At 45.1% G+C, this 18316-nt stretch carries 20 protein-coding genes and 4 pseudogenes; 11 read left to right on the forward strand and 13 right to left on the reverse strand.

Features of this window, described 5'->3' with window-relative positions; translation table 11 throughout:
* Positions 1-187 precede the first annotated feature (187 nt).
* A pseudogene (locus tag Vt282_RS21125) lies at positions 188-342 on the forward strand (prepilin-type N-terminal cleavage/methylation domain-containing protein); the annotation flags it as partial.
* A gap of 5 nt (positions 343-347) precedes the next feature.
* Positions 348-611: a hypothetical protein gene (locus Vt282_RS21130; RefSeq protein ID WP_232055306.1), complete on the forward strand. Its 264-nt coding sequence runs from the start codon at positions 348-350 to the stop codon at positions 609-611.
* A gap of 142 nt (positions 612-753) precedes the next feature.
* Here Vt282_RS21130 and Vt282_RS20245 read toward each other — a convergent pair whose 3' ends face one another.
* The gene (locus Vt282_RS20245) at positions 754-1251 is read right to left on the reverse strand and encodes an amino acid permease (RefSeq protein ID WP_332057990.1); all 498 of its coding nucleotides are present in this window, start codon (positions 1249-1251) and stop codon (positions 754-756) included.
* Between the two features lie 294 nt (positions 1252-1545).
* Between Vt282_RS20245 and Vt282_RS20250 the strand changes: the two genes are divergently transcribed.
* Together Vt282_RS20250 and Vt282_RS20255 are read left to right on the forward strand one after the other, a co-directional pair.
* Positions 1546-1893, forward strand: coding sequence for a hypothetical protein (locus Vt282_RS20250; protein WP_197740104.1), 348 nt, complete (start codon positions 1546-1548; stop codon positions 1891-1893).
* A gap of 145 nt (positions 1894-2038) precedes the next feature.
* Positions 2039-2239 (forward strand): hypothetical protein, encoded by a 201-nt coding sequence (locus Vt282_RS20255; RefSeq protein WP_162063747.1) that lies wholly within the window; start codon positions 2039-2041, stop codon positions 2237-2239.
* On the opposite strand, the gene Vt282_RS20045 is transcribed toward Vt282_RS20255, so the two are convergent.
* From Vt282_RS20045 to Vt282_RS20275, 6 genes are all read right to left on the reverse strand, one after another.
* Complete coding sequence (locus Vt282_RS20045; RefSeq protein ID WP_162064472.1) at positions 2236-2430, reverse strand: hypothetical protein; 195 nt, start codon at positions 2428-2430, stop codon at positions 2236-2238. The two genes, Vt282_RS20255 and Vt282_RS20045, sit on opposite strands and share 4 nt — an antisense overlap.
* A gap of 418 nt (positions 2431-2848) precedes the next feature.
* On the reverse strand, positions 2849-3664 hold the full coding sequence (locus Vt282_RS20050) for an amino acid permease (protein WP_162064473.1): 816 nt from the start codon (positions 3662-3664) through the stop codon (positions 2849-2851).
* 616 nt (positions 3665-4280) lie between these two features.
* Positions 4281-4661 (reverse strand): hypothetical protein, encoded by a 381-nt coding sequence (locus Vt282_RS20260; protein WP_197740105.1) that lies wholly within the window; start codon positions 4659-4661, stop codon positions 4281-4283.
* A 22-nt stretch (positions 4662-4683) separates the two neighbouring features.
* Complete coding sequence (locus Vt282_RS20265; protein ID WP_197740106.1) at positions 4684-4926, reverse strand: hypothetical protein; 243 nt, start codon at positions 4924-4926, stop codon at positions 4684-4686.
* A 231-nt stretch (positions 4927-5157) separates the two neighbouring features.
* A complete protein-coding gene (locus tag Vt282_RS20270) occupies positions 5158-5310 on the reverse strand; it encodes a hypothetical protein (protein ID WP_197740107.1) in 153 nt (50 codons plus the stop codon).
* A gap of 32 nt (positions 5311-5342) precedes the next feature.
* Positions 5343-5561: a hypothetical protein gene (locus Vt282_RS20275; protein WP_197740108.1), complete on the reverse strand. Its 219-nt coding sequence runs from the start codon at positions 5559-5561 to the stop codon at positions 5343-5345.
* 383 nt (positions 5562-5944) lie between these two features.
* Between Vt282_RS20275 and Vt282_RS19520 the strand changes: the two genes are divergently transcribed.
* From Vt282_RS19520 to Vt282_RS19530, 3 genes and pseudogenes are all read left to right on the forward strand, one after another.
* Positions 5945-6283: a nucleoside triphosphate pyrophosphohydrolase family protein gene (locus Vt282_RS19520; protein WP_232055242.1), complete on the forward strand. Its 339-nt coding sequence runs from the start codon at positions 5945-5947 to the stop codon at positions 6281-6283.
* Positions 6284-6387: 104 nt separating this feature from the next.
* Positions 6388-6909 carry an HAD-IB family phosphatase gene (locus tag Vt282_RS19525; RefSeq protein WP_232055243.1) on the forward strand — a complete coding sequence of 174 codons (522 nt, stop codon included), beginning with the start codon at positions 6388-6390 and terminating at the stop codon, positions 6907-6909.
* 17 nt (positions 6910-6926) lie between these two features.
* Positions 6927-7242 (forward strand): annotated as a pseudogene (locus Vt282_RS19530) (cupin domain-containing protein).
* 121 nt (positions 7243-7363) lie between these two features.
* Here the strand turns inward: Vt282_RS19530 and Vt282_RS21885 are convergent.
* Positions 7364-7780, reverse strand: coding sequence for a cupin domain-containing protein (locus Vt282_RS21885; protein ID WP_415663459.1), 417 nt, complete (start codon positions 7778-7780; stop codon positions 7364-7366).
* Here Vt282_RS21885 and Vt282_RS21890 point away from each other — a divergent pair.
* The gene (locus Vt282_RS21890; RefSeq protein ID WP_415663460.1) at positions 7779-7967 is read left to right on the forward strand and encodes a hypothetical protein; all 189 of its coding nucleotides are present in this window, start codon (positions 7779-7781) and stop codon (positions 7965-7967) included. The two genes, Vt282_RS21885 and Vt282_RS21890, sit on opposite strands and share 2 nt — an antisense overlap.
* 36 nt (positions 7968-8003) lie before the next feature.
* Here the strand turns inward: Vt282_RS21890 and manA are convergent.
* The 3 genes and pseudogenes from manA to mngA all read right to left on the reverse strand — a co-directional run bounded on the left by manA (position 8004) and on the right by mngA (position 13391).
* Positions 8004-8537, reverse strand: a pseudogene (manA, locus tag Vt282_RS21895) (mannose-6-phosphate isomerase, class I).
* A 120-nt stretch (positions 8538-8657) separates the two neighbouring features.
* Positions 8658-11297, reverse strand: coding sequence for a mannosylglycerate hydrolase (mngB, locus tag Vt282_RS19540; RefSeq protein WP_162064474.1), 2640 nt, complete (start codon positions 11295-11297; stop codon positions 8658-8660).
* Between the two features lie 153 nt (positions 11298-11450).
* Positions 11451-13391: a PTS 2-O-a-mannosyl-D-glycerate transporter subunit IIABC gene (gene mngA / locus Vt282_RS19545; RefSeq protein WP_162064475.1), complete on the reverse strand. Its 1941-nt coding sequence runs from the start codon at positions 13389-13391 to the stop codon at positions 11451-11453.
* Positions 13392-13643: 252 nt separating this feature from the next.
* Between mngA and Vt282_RS19550 the strand changes: the two genes are divergently transcribed.
* From Vt282_RS19550 to Vt282_RS19560, 3 genes are all read left to right on the forward strand, one after another.
* Positions 13644-14363: a GntR family transcriptional regulator gene (locus Vt282_RS19550; RefSeq protein WP_167515617.1), complete on the forward strand. Its 720-nt coding sequence runs from the start codon at positions 13644-13646 to the stop codon at positions 14361-14363.
* 59 nt (positions 14364-14422) lie between these two features.
* Positions 14423-15010 carry a GDSL-type esterase/lipase family protein gene (locus tag Vt282_RS19555; protein ID WP_232055244.1) on the forward strand — a complete coding sequence of 196 codons (588 nt, stop codon included), beginning with the start codon at positions 14423-14425 and terminating at the stop codon, positions 15008-15010.
* Positions 15011-15383: 373 nt separating this feature from the next.
* Entirely contained in the window at positions 15384-16382 is a 999-nt protein-coding gene (locus Vt282_RS19560) for a hypothetical protein (protein WP_162064476.1), read from the forward strand.
* Positions 16383-16483: 101 nt separating this feature from the next.
* Here the strand turns inward: Vt282_RS19560 and Vt282_RS19565 are convergent, their stop codons facing one another.
* Together Vt282_RS19565 and Vt282_RS19570 are read right to left on the reverse strand one after the other, a co-directional pair.
* On the reverse strand, positions 16484-16783 hold the full coding sequence (locus Vt282_RS19565; RefSeq protein WP_162064477.1) for a hypothetical protein: 300 nt from the start codon (positions 16781-16783) through the stop codon (positions 16484-16486).
* A gap of 234 nt (positions 16784-17017) precedes the next feature.
* Positions 17018-18264, reverse strand: a pseudogene (locus Vt282_RS19570) (AGE family epimerase/isomerase).
* Positions 18265-18316 lie beyond the last annotated feature (52 nt).

Raw genomic sequence — 18316 nt, forward strand, 5'->3', positions numbered from 1 at the left:
GCCTACTTTGTCTAATCGGGTAAGTTGTCGGCGAGCAGACCGACGTCTAAATAACAAAAATAGCATTTGACTAAACTCGGTCTTATCCACCACTCCTACACCATCTAGCTCACGACAAATTGCTTGTTACTTAGCGTTTGTTGTTGAGGTTTTCGTGTAATTTTGCTGCCAAATGCGAGGGTAAATCGTGAATAAGCAAAGAGGTTTTACATTAATTGAATTGGTTGTCGTGATCGTTGTTCTAGGTTTTAGCCGTCACCGCAGCACCAAGATTTTTAAACTTACAATCCGATGCTAAGCAATCGACATTACAAGGCGTCAAAGGGAGCATCGTCTCAGCCTTTACTTTGTTTCAATCCAAAATCCTTGTGCCGAGTGCCGATCTATCGCAATGCTCTGATGATGTGTGTTTGACGATAAATGGTGTCACCATTAAGCAAAACTCTGTTGATGGCAATCCATTTTTTACCAGTACTCCAGCTCAAGCCATTGACGAGTTAAGTGCGATCGCCAACATAGAGTTAGTCGAATTTGGACAAGGCAACACATCCAACTTTGGGCTCAGAACCGACCCTAATAACCTTGGTGGATTTTGTATCCCGGTAATGTGAGCGATGAAAATACTCAATGCTACCTCATCTATACCCTGCTAGCACCGACAATACCATGGCGTTAGATGTGGTTCATTCTGGCTGCTGATACCATTTCTTCAGAAACTTAAGGCTCCACAATCGAGCCTTAAGTCCCTCTCCATCACTGTTTATTGCTCATCCAAGAAGGTTTGCGATTTTGATAAATCCATATCGGAATCAGCAAAAACACCAAGGTCAACACCACCAGAATGGCAATATAGGAAAATGCACTGCCGGTATTGATTTGTGAGGGTGGCTGAAAGCTCAAACTTAGTGCCACAAAGCTTGAAACTAGCCCCAGCATACCAATCACCCAAATCCCTAGATTGCCAAATGGTATTTTGTAAGGCCGATTCACTTGTGGCGATTTATAGCGTAAATAAATCGCTCCAGAGAACAGCATCAAATACATAATTAAATAAAGAATTGATGCCAACTGTCCAAGAATCTGAAACGCAGATTGCACCGAAGGCAACACAATCAACACCAACGACAGTATGCTAACAATCAATCCCTGCACATACAAAATCGGCATTTGTACCCCGTTCTGATTACTGCCTTGCAACCTAGGAGGCAGATACCTCTTGACCGACTTGAAATAGCCCGGTTGATGGGCCAGCTACAATCACGGTAATTTGCCCGAACACACCAATCGCAATCGCGGCGGTGATGACTTGCTCATCCACGGCATATGGAAGAAACTAAATATGGTGTCGTAGGTAATGAGAGGCTTTCAACCAGATTAATTTTGGCGTGAGGAACCACTGCGCTGATGATGAGTGTACCCAACACTAAAAAGAGCACTGTCATACCAGAGGCAATCCCAATCGCTATTGGGTAGTTTTTGGAAGGATTGTCCATGTTTTGCACGTGAACGGCATTTATCTCCATACCGGGTAAAACAGAAACACGCTTGAAGCGAGCACTAAACTGTGAAATTGATGGAAGTCTGGAAACAGACTGGCTGGTTGACACAGGAATTCAACATTGCCTTTACCATCACATAAGCAATGCCGCTAACAAACAAAATAAGCAATGGAATAAGCGTACCGATAATCCCTGCAGCAGCACTTATTCTCGCCGCAGACTTGATCCCTTTAGAGGTGGTGTGTTGAAACCAGTAGATACCGAGCACCACAGACAGGATGTAATACTTATTGGCCGCAATTTGTTGGGGCTTTTATCGATAAAGGCTATCGATACCGCAATAAAGATCAACATGGTTGGGAAACAAATCGTTGTCGCCAGCCACTGTAGATAAATGGCAACAAAACCCGCTCGTTTTCCGTATGCCGCACTAATCCAATTAAATACCCCACCTTTTGTGGCCAACCGGTCGCGAGCTCTGCCGCCACTAAAGACACGGGTACTAAAAGCACACTGCCGCAAATAAGTAATAAAAATCGATGTCAAACCGTACTCGGCTTCTGGCGCTAACCCTCTGGTGCTGGTACCGTGGTGATGTTCATTACGGCAAACGTCAACACGCTGATTTTGGCAACCGCACCTTTATTCAGTTGGGGCGAGCTTTTTTAACAGTATTCATTTCTACTCTCTCCAGTGATGAGGGCCTTAAACATAAAGCCCTCGTTATCACGACTCGTTAATCATTGGTTGAAGTTGCCCAACTTGGTTTACGGCAGGCATAAATAACAAATGGGATCACCGTAAAGGCGACGGTGCCAATCACCAAAATACCGACGTATGAAGGCGAACCCGTAGAGATTTGAGATGGAGGAATAAAACTCAACACAAAGGCAAGAATCGACCCAATCAGACCTGTCCCTGCAATTGCCAAAGGCCAAATTTTCCGCCAGGAAGTTTGTATGGTCTTGGTGTGTCCGGTTCTTTGTAACGCAAGTGATCACGGAAAGGAACAGCATAATGTACATGCCAAGGTACAAAATTACCGCCAATTGGCTGATCATTTGATACGCAGCTTGTACTGAAGGTAATACGGTCATCACAATCACAAGGATGGTCACAATCGCACCTTGGCACATCAGAATATTTCTTTGCACGCCATTTTGTTCACTTTTTGCAGTGACAAAGGCAAATAGCCTTTTACCCACCTGCAGAATACCCGCAGAAGGCCAGAAATAATCGCAATGATTTGACCAAGTACCCTAACGCAATGGCTGCAGCAGTTACATTACCTAGCCAACCTAAACCAAAGTGTGCAAACAGTTTGTCATAAGCGACCAATAAGCTCTGCACTAAGTTAATATCATTTTTGGGATGATGGTGGCGATAGATAGAGTACCGAAAATAAAGATCAGCACGGTAAAGAGACTCGCGGAGATAATCGCTAGCGGATAGTCTCTCGATGGGTTCTTAACCTCAGTGACGTGTACGGCGTTAATTTCCATACCGGCAAAGAACAAAAAGATACTCGCAGCTAAAACCAAGTTATTGAAATTACTCAAATCAGGGAAAAAGTGCTGCATGGAGAAATCAAAGTGCACCGGATTGCCATTGGCTATGTAGATAGCAGCCAATGTGACCAGCAGAATAGCAGGAATAATCGTACCGATAAGGCCCGCTAGAGAGCTGATTTTCGATGCTGTACTGACGCCTTTTAAGCTAATAAAGGTTGCAAACCAATACACCACCAGCACCACGGCACCGCTATAAAACCGGTTAGCCGCCAAGGCTTGGTCAAAAAGTTTGATCAGGGCCGATAAATGCCAGCGCCACACCCGCAAAATTAACACAGTTGGAAACCAAATTGTGGTCGCCAGCCATTGAAGATAAATAGCCAAGCCCAAACGGTGACCAAATGCTTTACTGATCCAGTTAAACACGCCACCTTTTTGCGGCCAACCGGTTGCAAGTTCTGCGGCGCACAAAGCCACAGGAATTAAAAAGAACAGAGCAGCGAAGATATAATAAAATGCAGCGGTGGTGCCATATTCCGCTTCTGAGGATAGCCCACGCAAGCTGACTACCGTAGTGACATTCATAACCGCAAGAGTTGCCACCGTTAGCTTAGTTTTGGTTGAGCTAGTCGTGGCTGAAGTACTTTCAGACATAGGTTAACCCTTAAATCACAGTTAACAGCTATACCCATTCAGCTTCAAGTTGCGGTTAGGTTGATGAAGTGCCCATACCCACAAGAACTAGGCAGTGACAAACCACATCGCTGACTACGCAATCATAAAGTTGAATGGATACGTTACTCGTGCCAATAAGCGAGTTATTGGCACGTTATTACCGATGAATTAGCGTTCAGAAGAACTTCATCTCTAACAACACACAATCAATTGCGTAGCGCATAATTTCAGGGGTGATATGCACATTCATTGGGAATATTTTCAGAGCGAAAATATAAGCGTCGGGATCGGTATCATCACATTATATTCAGCCACACGGAAGCCTGTGCTAAAGCTAATATATGGCGTGTATCTACCGTTAATTTGTTTGCCTTCGGAACCAGTGATAAAGTTTGTCACCGATCGCTTTGGTCAACATGTTATTTTCAACCAACTGCTCTTTATAAGCAGGATATAAAGTTCTTTTCTATATTGCTCCTCAGCAATAACACCGTCTGGGTATGCACGAAACAAAGTAACCAAACCATGATCTTCTGAGTTCACACACACGGTTTCTGTGTGGGAGCGATCACGTTACGTAGGAAGTATTGATTTTCTAAAATACCACCAAGAATCGCTTGGAAGCCTTCGTAACCGAAGTATTTTGGTTGCCCAACCCGCTAATGAGCCCGTTGCCGCACGAGAGACACTTCGAGGGTGTAATCCAATGGATTATATGGTGAGCGTGGTTGTAAATACGCAGAGCAGGACGTTTAAGTAGTGTCTCAAACTCTTCACTATCTTTATATACAAAACAGCTACTTGCATATGGAGACCAACCTACTTTGTGGAAGTCGACACCAATGGCATCTGCATATTGCACACCAGATAGCGCTTGCGCATTCGCTTTTAGTGATGGAATGATTTCTTTGGAGAATTGAAGTGGGTTTGCTTCAAAATCATACTCTTTGAACGTCGCCCATGCCCAAACCACCACTGAGTCACAGTAAAGTAGCGCTTTACCATATTTTCAGGGTTATTTGGGTATTTGTCCATTTACGCACACCTTCAACCGGATCAAATGCGTTTGCGTCAGTAGTACCCATAGTACAAACCACTGAGGCAACAGGAATATCGTTGTCACGACATTCTTTTAGAATTTCTTCTAAATGTTCCAGATCCATTGCGTTGGAATGAACATCAGTACGCACTTTAATGATGTTATCCATACCAAGACCCATCCAGTCGGTACTGTTAAGCATGGTATAGTGAGCTTGGTGAGAACGATCACTTTCGCGTCAGTACGCACCTTTTGACGTGAATCTCTAAGCACACGGCTAAGAGCGTATTTCACATGGTAAGTCCAACAACCTGAGCCACCATAAGTATACAAACAGCCCGTGTTTTCGAGTTCCAACCAAATAGGTTACCTAGCATGCCACTTTCTAGTTCTGCGCGGTTATGCGTTCCATGAATATTCACCTTCAAGAATATTAGGCGAGATTTCGGATAGAACGGCGGCAACGATGGAGCAGTATTCGCTTGCGGAATAACGTTACATCGTCAATGGGTGAGTTTGGTAAACCTTCAAACAGCTCAATCGTCTCATCAATCACTTTGTCAGTGGTGCTCATAACCGCTGGCATACTGATTCGTTTAACATGATCGAAGTCGATAGTTAGTGCTGGGTTTTACCAAGAAAAGCAGGGCCTTCAGCATCTGGGCGAAGCTGGTCTAGCGCTTTAACGGCGCGATTAATGGCGTTGGCGAGAGGATCGGATTTCTCATTTTGGTAGGCAGGAAATGCACCGAGCATATCATTACGATATTGCGCCCAGTTACTTGCATCAGTTGTAATATTGTTTTCTAAGTCCCAGTTTTGTTCATATGTTTTCATTTCTTTAGTCCTTAAGTGAACAGGGCACCTAATCACCGAGAATAGTCTATGGTTGAAAATCGTAGGCTATTACAATGATATTTCACAGCAGCATAAAGTATTAACGTGCTGACATAATTAAATTAACAGTGTTTGTGATATTGAAATGCGTTATTACAGGATGTTAAGTTGCAATATTGCTTGTATAAAACACAAGCTAAATGTGCGTGATTTAAATACGCATCACAATCGATACACTATTAAAACTTATTTCTACCAATCGATTGCTGATATTAGAACTATCAATAAATACCTTGACAACTGCGCCTTTATTATTTTGATGAGAAATAAATTAAGGCAATTTATACTCAAGTCACCATGACTCTACTTATTTTGAGACCATCATGCCAGAGCTAAAATCCTCCCCAACCTTAGCTGACTTTCAACACTATGTAGCGGTGGAGATAGAACGTGGCTTTGCCAATCAGCCTCCGTTGAAAAATGTTTATTGCTGGGTGAGAAGATTGGTGAGCTCTTTAAAGCGATTCGTAAAGCAGAAGGGATTGATCGACCCTCAATCAAAGGTGGGTGAAATCGGCGATGAACTATCCGATATATTTATCTATCTGTGCTCAATAGCAAATCGCTATGATATTGACCTTGAACAAGCATTTGTGGCCAAAGAGAGAACAAACGCCGCAAATGGCAAACAAGTCCATCATCATGAATCTCGCACTATTTGACTTCGATGGCACCATCACAAATCAAGACGCGTTCACCAGGTTTCTTTATTTTGCCACGCCTAAATCTCGCCTGATTATTGGAGGGATCATTGCCTCGCCCGTAGTTGCGCTGTACAAACTCGGATGGTTACCTGCGTTTTACTCGCCCGATTCTCTCACGCATCGCCTATGGGTATCGCCGTTGTGATGAGCTCGATGCGATAGCCCAGCGCTTTGTTGACCATTACTTACCATCGGTCATCCGCCCAGAAGCACAACAGCAACTTGAATGGCATAAGCGCAATGGCGATGAGATCTATGTGGTCTCAGCCTCACTCAGCCCCTATCTGAACATTTGGTGCCAGCAACAAGGTATTAAACTGGTGTGTAGCCAGCTGGCTATCAAACATAACCGCTACACGGGTGCTTATGTCGATGGTGACTGCAGCCTAGAGAACAAAGTCCGTTTGCTCAAACAATCTCTGGCTCAGCAAGGTCAAACGCTTGAAAGTTTTCGGCACATCTATGCCTATGGCGATACTTATGAAGATGTGCCAATGCTTGAGCTTGCCGAGCATAAATTCTTTGCTTGGCAACCCATCACCACGACTGGCGACATTGAGCGCTTAATCAAGCCCCACCGATAAGGAACATCAACATGCCGATGGACAATTTCTTTGCCAATATTGCCGACAAACTCGACCATGAAGAGTTTACCGACATACTCAAAGGCGGAAGCCTACGTATCGAGCGCATCGTTTCTTATGGACAAAGTTCTCCAGAGCAGGGTTGGTACGATCAAGAAGAACATGAATGGGTATTAGTTCTGAGTGGCTTTGGCGTGATTGAATATGACAATGGTGACGTCTTTACACTTAACGCAGGTGATCATCTCAACATTCCAGCACATCAAAGCACCGAGTAAAGCGACATCACCTGATGAACCAACCGTGTGGCTGGCGGTGTTTTATCGAAGCTAAACACAAAGCCCCAAGGCATCAACCTTGGGGCTTTCTACTTTAGGAGCGGTGACTAACGTTGGTACACAACCTAGGGGAAAATTGAGTAACGAGCTTTTAAGCCGCTGACTCGAGCTCAATACTAGTTAAACGCGCGAGCTAACGTGCCGTTACCTTGATATTGATAGCGACGAGCGTTACTGCACACAAACAGTGATTCGCCCGATTTCAGCGTCATGCTCTGTTTACCATCGCTCACGCTAACTTCACCTTCAACACACAACAGAATTTCTGCGCCGCGTACATACTGAGATGTTACTTCCGTACTTGATTTCAGCACTTCAAAGCCAAAGTCATCCACGGGAATTGGATAACCAATTTTGTTTTCCATTTGGTAAGGTGTTAGCTTGATGTGCTGCGGGTCAATCGAGACAAACTTGGTGTTATCAATCAGCTCGGCGACGTCCATATGCTTTGGCGTCAAACCCGCAAACACATTGTCAGAGTTGGCCTGATCTCCAAACCCGTACCTTTGACGTAGCATGTGGTGTTTCAGCATGCAGAACATCGCCTCACCGGCTCAAGCTCAACCATTAAGCATTAGTGGAAGACAAACCGATATCATCGGCATACTCTTGGTTAAATTCAGCAATAAGCGCAAAGGCTTCACGAGCTTGAGCGGTTTAGCTCGTCCGGCAATGGCTGGTGCAGTTCCGCCAGCGCTTGTTGTTTACGCTCACCACTAAGATTCATCACTACTGCAAAGAACTGGCTTAAACCTTTTACTTAGCATATCTGCGAGGTGCGTCGATCTCACTGCGCAGCGTTTCAATCCAGCGGTTAAATAGCGAGACGATTTCATTGATTGGTCGAAAGCCATTCATCGCTTTGTAAAATGTCAGCGCATACACCAACTCTGGTTTATGGTTGGCATCTTTGTAGTTGCGATTACCCGCTGCGAGATCAATACCCTGCGAGTTTTCTTTTCATAGCCTGCGATAGCTTTACCACGGCGGATGCACCTGAACCGACAGTGGTTTGTCGGCCGCTAATACCTTAAACAGATAAGGCAATTCGCCAAAACGCTCTACCGTGTAATCACCCAGTACACCCACTGGATCTTGAGCGATGAAGTCCGAAAGGAGCATGCCGTTATCAGCCAGCTTAGAGCAACCATTTGGATGTGCACCCATCCAAATCTCAGCTTGTGGCTGATTACTTGGATTGGCAATGCCAAACAGTTCCGTAATCGCTGTTTGGCTACCCCAAACGTAATTCTGAATGACGTTATCAAGTTTGAATAATGCCTGATTCATAACGAGATTCTCTTTAAAGCTGCGGGCAAAGCAATTTATCGCCTTACCCTAAAATGAGAGCCTCTCAAGTGATGCTTAATCTGCATCACTTGAGGCGGATTTCTGAAAACAATGGTGAGATTAGAACTTCACTAGGAATGACTTAGCTTGGCATGGTTTCAAAGTGCCAAAGCTTGTCTGGGTTTGAGATTCCGTTAGCGGCTTCTCATCCATGCTCACTTCTTGCCATGCGCTCACAGCTTGAGTAAAGCAAACGCCATCTTCTAGCTCGCCCGTTTCTGCTGGGTTGTAAACGCGAATCACAAGACCTTGCTCATCTTCTGCTTTCTTCAGCACGCTCAACACTGCGCCACGTTGCTCTTTTTCAAGCAAGCTGTATGTGAGTGGCTTGTCTTGCTCACCCACGTTTAGCTTCATCGCGTTGTATGGGATCTTGTTGTAGCATTGAATTTGCGTGACGTTGTCACGAGACTCAGCCATGATGTTTGCACTGATGTGATCACCTTGGTAACCAAACAGGCTAAAGTTGCACACTAGCTTGCCACGCGTTTGCGAGTCAGGCGTTGGGATCTTAATGCCAGAAGGGCGACCCGGACGCAGCAGTAACTCTTCTTTACCCAGAGTGCCAACACCGCGCAGCAATGTCAGAGCGAAAGTATCGCGCTCTTCGTTGTTTTTGCTTGAAATGATTTCAAACTCACGCAGACCGTTAGTCATCAGAGCCATGCCGCCAGCTGCGTTCTCAACCGCCGCAAAGTTCATTAGCTGGTATACAGGCACTGGCGCTTCTTTCCAGCCCTCTTGTTCCCAAACTTCCATCGCAGGATCGTTAGTTGGACGAGTGATCAAACCAAACTGGTTATCCGCCACCACAGTTTCAGAAACAAATGGCGTTGGGATAAGCACACGCACACGGTGATCATCCGCTTGGTTATCCAGCTCCATGCGCACTTCAATGCGGCGGCTACCTTGTTTCAGTACCACTTGGCAATCCACATCTAGGAAGCCATTTTGGCCGCTACGCTCTTCACGCTCTTGCAAGTTCGCAGGTACTGCCATGCGCAGCTTGATGTTCGCAACTGACTGGAAACCTTCGTGTTTGATTTCGGTTTGCGCTGTAAACTCATCAGAATACAACAACCACTCTTTACGAGATGGTGAGTAGTCATATTCGTCACCGTCATCTGAACCATCTTCGATGCGCAATGCTTGATCGTAAGTGTGTAACGTCTCTTTATCGAAAATCGTTAGGGTGCCGTTGTCGTTAACATTGATGCGGTAGAAATCGTTCTCTAGAACGTATTCACCTTGCTCTGCAACTTTCTGCTTACCTTTGCTATGCGCTTCAATATGCAGCGTAGTGAAACCCATCGCTGGAACAGTAAGCTTGAACTGAATGTCATATTCGATGAACGGATCGTAGTTACCGTAGTGAACGATCTGACGGTCAATCTTGCCTGGGTCGATGACACGTTGGTCTTGAATGAAGTATTCAATCGCATTGCCGTTTTCATCAAACAGGTTAAATTCATTAGCACGTAGAGTAATGGTGGTATTGATCACCTCTTCACGTGCATATGGTGATAGGTTAAATAGTGCTAGCTTGTCACAGCCCTCACGCGCTGGCATATGGTCAACAATCTTACGCTTGTAGAAGTTGATTAGGTTGGTCGCCATATCATCGGCAAGGATGTAACGGTTTAGGATCTCAGCGTGTACTTTGTCTGAGCAGCAGCAACCAATCGAGTCATGAGCGTGGTTCTTCATGCTCTCTTTCCACATTTTCTCGATCAGGCCGTGGTGGTATTCAAAACCTAGGCTCCAAGCGATAGATGCTAGCGGCTCTAAAATGTTGACGATCTTATTCTCAACTTCTGCGTGGATCAGTTTGATGTCCATACGGGTTGATGAAATCGTGCGGTGAACACGCATGTATTTACCGTCGTTAAACTCACCTTTTACCGTATCAAGTTGGTCACGCATAGCTTCAATGCGCTCAAATACTTCTTCGTAACGACTCATTACAAACTCGCGATCAGGATAGATTTCACGTAGTTTGTCCATGACTTCAAAAATGTCTTTTTGAATTGGCATTTGGTCGTGACCGTTTGGCAACAGAATGTCTTTGGTCACCGATGGTTTTTCAAGTACTGGGAAGTATTTGTCTAGGCGGTCACGTAGACCTTTTTCATCCTGAGGTAAGTACTTACCAATGGCATAACCCAGTGGTAACACCTGTGCAGTCACTTCACTGCCATCGTTTGATTGCCATACGAATTCGGTTTTATCGGTACCATGGCGCTCTGAACAACCGCGCCAGAACATTGCACGATTGATACCAAAGCCGTTGTAAATCATAGGTAATTGCGAGCTCATTGAGAATGAATCTGGCAGGTAACCAATCTTCATTGCATCACCAAACTCAAGACAGTCACGAATACCGTAAAGCATGTTACGTACAATCGACTCGCCAGACACTTGCATGGTATCGGTTTGTGAATACCAAGGGCCGATAATCAACTTACCCGCTTCAACCAGCGCTTTCACGCGCTCTTTGTTCTCAGGTTTGATGGCGAAGTAATCTTCTAGCACTGCGGTTTGACCATCAAGTACGTAGTATTTGTATGCAGGGTCATTTTCTAGACGCTGCATGATCTCTTCCATGTTGTTTACCAAAAGAATGCGTGACTCTTCCGTTGTGAAATACCATTCACGATCCCAGTGCATGTGTGGAGTAATATGAACGCGTGATGTAGTCATAACTGTATTACCTATTGAGCGATTTACTTGGTCAGTAAAGAGACTCGAAATTTGAAAACTTGAAATTTTTTGGGATTAAGTATGAAAAATCTGCTGCCTTTAACAGCAGACCTTTCTGAGGCACGGCAGAGCCATGCCTCATGCTGTTAAGCGTTAGTTTGAAGTCGCAACCTGAGCGTTAAACTGACCCTTTTTTATCGCGTGAGCTCGCCATGCGATTAACATTGTGGTCGAGATTGCGGTACCCACTAGAGCGGCACCTAGCCAGATTGCACCAGCACCAAATGCACCGATCTCTGCGCTGTAATCCAGTAGGAATAGCGACACGATACCTGCGCCTGGCGCTTGTAGACCAATGCCTGCTGCACCCACGATGGCACCACAAACTGCAGAACCGACTAGGAATGAACCGATTACGCGTACTGGATCTTCAATAGCCATTGGGATAGCACCCTCAGTGATACCTGCAAGGCCCAATAGCCAAGTTGACTTACCTGTTTCGATTTCAAAATCTTTAAACAGATGAGGACGAAGCATGGTTGAGAACGTCACCGTAAAGGCTGATACCATTTTTACTGATGCGAAGATTGCATATGGCGCGAAGTTACCGTTCGCCATTGCACCCACACAGAATAGGTAAGCAGCTTTGTTGATTGGACCACCTAAGTCAGATGAAACGAACAGACCAATGACTGCACCAAGAATGATGGCGTTAGTGCCAGACAAACCGTTTAGGAAATCTGTCAGACCTTGGTTTAGCCATGCCACTGGTTTACCGACGACGAACAGCATCAATGAACCAACAACTAACGTGCCAAGTACTGGGTAGAGGTAGAAAGTCAGGAAGCCGTTAAACGCAGGGCTAACACGCACGTTCTCTTTCACCCAGCGCATGAAGTAACCAGCAAGCAAACCACCGGCAACGCCGCCTAAGAAACCGGCTCCGATTAGGTTAGCGGCAAGACCCGCTGCAAAGCCAGGACCCAATGCTGGCTTATCCGCCAATGAGTAAGCGGTGTATGCAGCCAGTACTGGTACCATTAACGTACCCAGTAGACCGCCACCAAGTTTGCGGTACATGTTCAGCCAACTGCCCGCTTCGTTATAAAGCGCTAGCATGTCTGAGTTAATGCGAGAAAGCAGAACCGCAATCGCCAGCACCGTACCACCCGCCACAATCAATGGAACCGCAAACGAGATACCTGAAAGCAATGCTTGTTTCACATCGGTCTTCCAAGAGTTGCGTTTTTTCGGTGCATCAGTTGCGATTGCGCGCTCTGCGCCAGATCCGTTTTTCGCCGCTTCTAGCGCTTCGTTTAGAATGCGTTCAGCGTGTTTGATTGGCTCGGCAACCGGTACTTCTACGCGAGGAATACCATCAAAACGCTCAAGCTCTTTAATCGCCACTTCAGCGGCAAAGACACAAGCATCCGCTTTGTTTAGCTGCTCAGCGGTTAAGCGATCTTCAATACCATTTGCCCCTTGTTTCTCAACATGAACATTGATACCCAGCTTTTTGCCTGCTTTTTCTAAATATTCAGCCGCCATATAGGTATGCGCAATACCAGCAGGACATGCGGTAACACATACAACTGTTGGTGCATTTGTATTTAAGTTGTCTTGTTTTTCTTCCACGTCATCTGGACGGTCAAACAAGGCCAGTAACTCTTCTGCACTGGATGCTTTTAATACGGCTTCACGCACATCGTCATCAACCAAAGTGGTGGTCAACTCTGTCAATAGATGCATATGAGTTGAACCCGCTTCAGCGTTTGGAATAGCAATAAGGAAGATAAGATTGACATCTTCATCTTCGTCTAAGCCTTTCCATTTCATATCTTGTTTTAGTGTTGCTACAGCGAAAGCGGCTTCTTTTACTGCATCAGTTTTACCGTGAGGTACAGCAAGACCTTCACCTAGCGCGGTTGGCCCTTGCTCTTCACGAGCAAAAACCGCTTCTAGATATTGGTGTTTATCATGCAGTTTGCCTTGTTGTTCTAATTGATCGGCAAGCGCGCGGATCGCTTCATCACGGCTATTAAAAGTCGTTTGAAGATTAATCAGCGATGGGTTGGTTAGAGAGGTTAGGTTCATAACGGTTGTCCCATTGTCACATTATTTATTATTGTCCCTACAACAATGAGCAAATAATACCTATTACATACAAATGTTCCGCGATCCGGATCTCATTTATATCAATAAATGTATTATAGTTGTATTACTAAATTCAAAAATAGACCAAACAACTACTTGTCATATTGAACCCAATTCGTATACGATTAAATATAGCTTAAAATGCTGCTCTCATGCGTGGTAAGCACGAGAGCCAGTACCATGAGGAAACGTATGGCAAGATTGCCAATGTATCGCCAAATCGCTGATGCAATTCGTGCAAAGATCAGTGCCGGAGACTATAAAGTCGGAAATGCTTTACCGACAGAAGCCCAATTAAGAGAAGAGTTTTCGGTCAGCCGAGTCACGGTTCGCCAAGCCATTAAGCTATTGGTGGAAAGCGGTGAACTTGAAAGTAAACAAGGCAGCGGTACATACGTTAAACAAAACAAAGTCAACTACGACATTTATCAGCAAAGTAGTTTTGCTGAAAAATGGTCACACCTCGACTCCGTCACTCGTAGTGATGTATTAGCATTTGAGATCCGCAACGCATCTTTAACCCTCGCAGAACACCTCGATATCTCAGAAGGTGATAAAATTTTCTACGTTAAGCGCGTGCGTTATGTCGATGATAATCCTATTACTGTTGAAGAAACTTGGCTGCCGATTGAGATGTTCCCTGACCTCACTTATCAAGTGATGCAAGGTTCAAAGTATGACTATATCGAAAAACAAAAAGGCTTAGTCATCGATCGCAGTGAGCAAGAAATTGTCCCCATTCTTCCGCCTAGTGATATTGCTGCCTTGCTCGGTATTGACCCGGCGTTGCCGATTATTGAAAAGCGCACGCGTAGTCACTTAATTGATGACACCGTATTTGAATACAGCCGCAACTACGTGAAATCTAGCGACTATAAGTTTACTCTGGTTGCAAAACGTCATCGCTCGTAAACACATGTGCGCGAATGGGCATTGTGCCATGAGGTAACATTCGCAAGCAGGGAAGAAGAATGAAAACAATATTATGCTTTGGCGACTCCAATACCTGGGGCTATATCCCAGAACTTGGTGGTCGCTATGCGCCTGAACTGCTTTGGACTTCATTATTAGAAGCCATGCTACCAACCAATTGGCAGGTGATTAACGAAGGCTTACCCGGGCGTACCACCGGTTTTCACGAATCGATTCATAATCCGCATTCTGGCCTGGGTTATTTTCTGCCTTGTTTGGAAAAATATCAGCCCGATATCGTGGTAATTATGCTCGGCACCAACGATTTGCAAGCCCACCTAAGCTTATCAGCTGAAGAGATCTCGCACGGTGCAGCGCAACTCATCAAGCAAGCGCAACATTTTGCCACTCACCACAATGGTGCCTTAAGCAGCACGGTCAGTGATATCGTATTTGTCTGCCCTCCTCCTATTTATGAAGTCGGTTTTGCCGCTCAAGGATTTAACGGCGGCGCAGAAAAATCACGTCAATTCCCTGCTCACTATCAAGCTCGCGCGCAGAACTTGGTTGTTACTTTCTTAATGCTGGCGAGTATGTATCGAGTAGCCAAAACGAAGGGATTCATTGGGATAGTGCTCAACCGGTGAAATTTGCCAACGCACTTTATGATGTGATTCGTCCGCTGATCAGCTAATCCCACTTCTAGGTGGTATCAAGTGCCAAGATCCTTTCCGAACTTGGCCCAAATACCCGTTATCGGCAAAGCAATAGGTGATTAATTATGATGATCACCTGTCTGCATCCTCTCACACCAATGGTTACACACCGACCTTATTGGTTGCTCTTTTAGCCAAACGCTTTTAAGCCGTTTGCTTTTGGAAACATAAAACTTCAAAACAAACTCTTTTCACAAAGCGCAGGTTGTACTATAAAAACGCGGCAAATTTAGAGTATACGACCATCCAAGCTTAGCTGCTGCTCACTTCCTTTCGATATCAGCAGTTCGATTTAAAGTAATACATGAAGAAAATTATAACCTTAAGCCTTATTTCACTACTTAGTGGTTGTTCGGTGGTTCGCCAAATCGGTGAGATCCCAAGCTGTGACACCCGCGAGATTGATAGCACCAAACAACAACTGGAATTTATGCTCAGTGTCTCACCATCGAGCTGTTTTGATTCCGTCAATATTGACCTATCCAAGCATCGCTATACGGCAGCGCAGATTCAGCAACAAATAAACAGTTGTAATGTTGCAATGATGCCAATGCTGACTTCACATGACCAAGATATTCTCGACCATGGGTTTATCGAGCAAATGAAGCAACTCGCGCATTTATATCAAACCCAATACCAAGAGCTGACTAAAGAGCACCAAGATTGCGCAGAGCACGATATGCGTGCCTACCGAGATTTTAACGCTTGGATACCAAGCATTATTAAGCGAGCGGATAAATTAGAGCGACACAATCAGTTGGTGGAAGAAAAGCGCCTTGAATACAAAAATGAACTAGAAAAAGAAGCGAAAAAACAAAAGATTATCGAAGAAAACAAGCGCAGGGTATCAGCAGACATCGCGGCTCGACAGCAGTACTACCAATCGTTACCACAGCTACATAAAACCAACGGCAACCTGCTTTATGCCATCACGGATGTTGAGCTTAACCATCACGTTGCTTCGTCATGCTTTACGTTACCAAGCATCGAAACCGTCATTGATGTGAAGGTCACAAACTTAAGCACGGATAAAGGAGAGTTGGTCAACTGGTCTAACGTAAATAAATTTGGCTCGCAAAAAGAAGGCTATATGCATGTGTACGCAACACGTGCACGTTTAAGTGATGAGCAAGGTAAAAACCTAGACGTACGTGGCGGCGCTGAGTTTAAAAATCTCGCGCCAGGGCAATCCTTCACCACCTCTCTTCGCACCGACCAAGTGATCGATAGCTCAACGCTTAACCTATCGATCCCGGTAGGGTTCGCGCAATTTATCGACTTCAACATTCCACTTAAAAAATAACCACATCTGCGCCTGCAACAAAACAAGCGGGCGCACTAATCAATCTCTTCAAAACGCGTTTTACGCAAGGTTAAATAACTCAATGGCACTTCGGGATATCTTTATTTATCCCAATAAACGTTTGCTTTGTTACCAAATTCAACAAACTCGGTTTGCTTTGACTTAGCGTACTGTTGAGCGATTTTTTTACCGTGAGCGGTCAAGCAAACGCCACAAACACAATCAGGACATGTTAGCGCGACTACCTGATTTTCGGCCAACTCGGCATCAGTAGCTGAGTGTAGACGAAATAGATTCCTCTCAAAACTTGGAACCTGACCACTTCCCTGACATCGAGAACAAATCGTTGTGATGGGTTGGCTATCCAGTCCTTCAAGTCGGTGCTCAATTATCATCTTCATTCCTTAACCTAATTGCGGTCAGGTTTACATTGACTCATTGCTATGCTGAATGTCCATCTTGCTTACGCAAAAAGCCGACTGATGTCGGTTTAATCGCAATTGCATTTAATGAGATGCATCGCCAATCACTCTTCTGATCTAGGCGGAAAAGATTGATGCAGTAACCCACGAATTTGGCGCATAAAAAAAGCCTCTCATTCGAGAGGCTTTGGACTACATCCATTTAAAACTTAATTACTGCATGTTCTTATCTAGTAGACCCGCAGCTAGTGCTGGTGCTAGACCTGGAGTTAGCGGTAGACGTGGAATCACCAGACAGTGCATTAGGTGGTAAATGTCTTGTTTACCATCCCATACAACGCTTGTGCCCGCTTGGTTATTTACATCAAGCTCTTGCCACCATGAACAACCTTCGTAGTCAATTAGGTAAGTACGGCAGTAATCCCACCATGTACGGTACCAATCTTCGTATTTCTTCTCACCAGTAACCGCGAACAGCGCGTATGCAGTACCGATTGCTTCTACTGGAGCCCAACGGATACGCTCACGAACCACTGGTTGACCTTCCCAGTCTACTGAGTAAACAAAGCCAGGTGCGCCGTCTACGTGCCATGCGTCACGTACTGTTGCGTCAAATAGACCAATCGCGTCTTCTAGTAACCATTCTGGGCACTCTGCACCGATTTCTAGTAGCGTTGCACGTAGATGACAGATTAGACGGCCCCACTCGATCCAGTGACCAGGTGTACCGCCGTACGCACGGAAGTGGCTCGCTGGTGTTTCTTTGTTGTAGTCTGGTAGTGGGTTCCAGTTTGAATCAAAGTGCTCGTTTACACGGTAGCTTAGGCTCTTCGCAGTCTTGTTGATCATGAATTCAGTGATGTTTAGAGCGCGATCTAGCCATTTCTTATCTTTAGTTACATCGTAAACGATTAGGAATGCTTCAACCGAGTGCATTGCCATGTTACCGCCACGGTAGTCTTCAGTTTCAGTCCAAGCCTGATCCCATGACTCGTAACACATTTGCTTTTCTTCAACCCAGAAGTGTTTTTCGTACACTGTGATTGCTTCATCTAGAAGCGCTTTAGCACGTGGGTGACCAGTGGTCACTGCACTTGCCGCACCTAGTAGTACGAAAGCGTGTTGGTAACCTTGCTTAGAAGAGTCAACAATACCTTCACCAGAGTTGTCGATCGTTGCGAACCAGCCACCGTGAGTGTGGTCTTTTAGTGGACCTTCAAGTGCAGCAATACCGTGTTCTACTAGGTCGTAAGCACCTGGCGGCCCATATGTGCTAGTGCGTAACAGTGAAGCATACGTGCCGTGATCCATAGGCGTGTGCCCATCTCTTCACGAATGTTACCGTTGTTACCCACCCAACCAAATCCGTTTGGCACGACAGAGCGACGGCCGAATTCAAAGATACGATCTGTTTCAGTATCAAGCCAAGAGGTATGAGATTTGGTGTTAATCCATTTCATATTTGTTTCCTATGTATTTCTTTTACTAATGTAAATTTGGTTTTATCTTGGG

Origin of the sequence: Vibrio taketomensis (assembly GCF_009938165.1) — a bacterium.
GTDB lineage: Bacteria > Pseudomonadota > Gammaproteobacteria > Enterobacterales > Vibrionaceae > Vibrio > Vibrio taketomensis.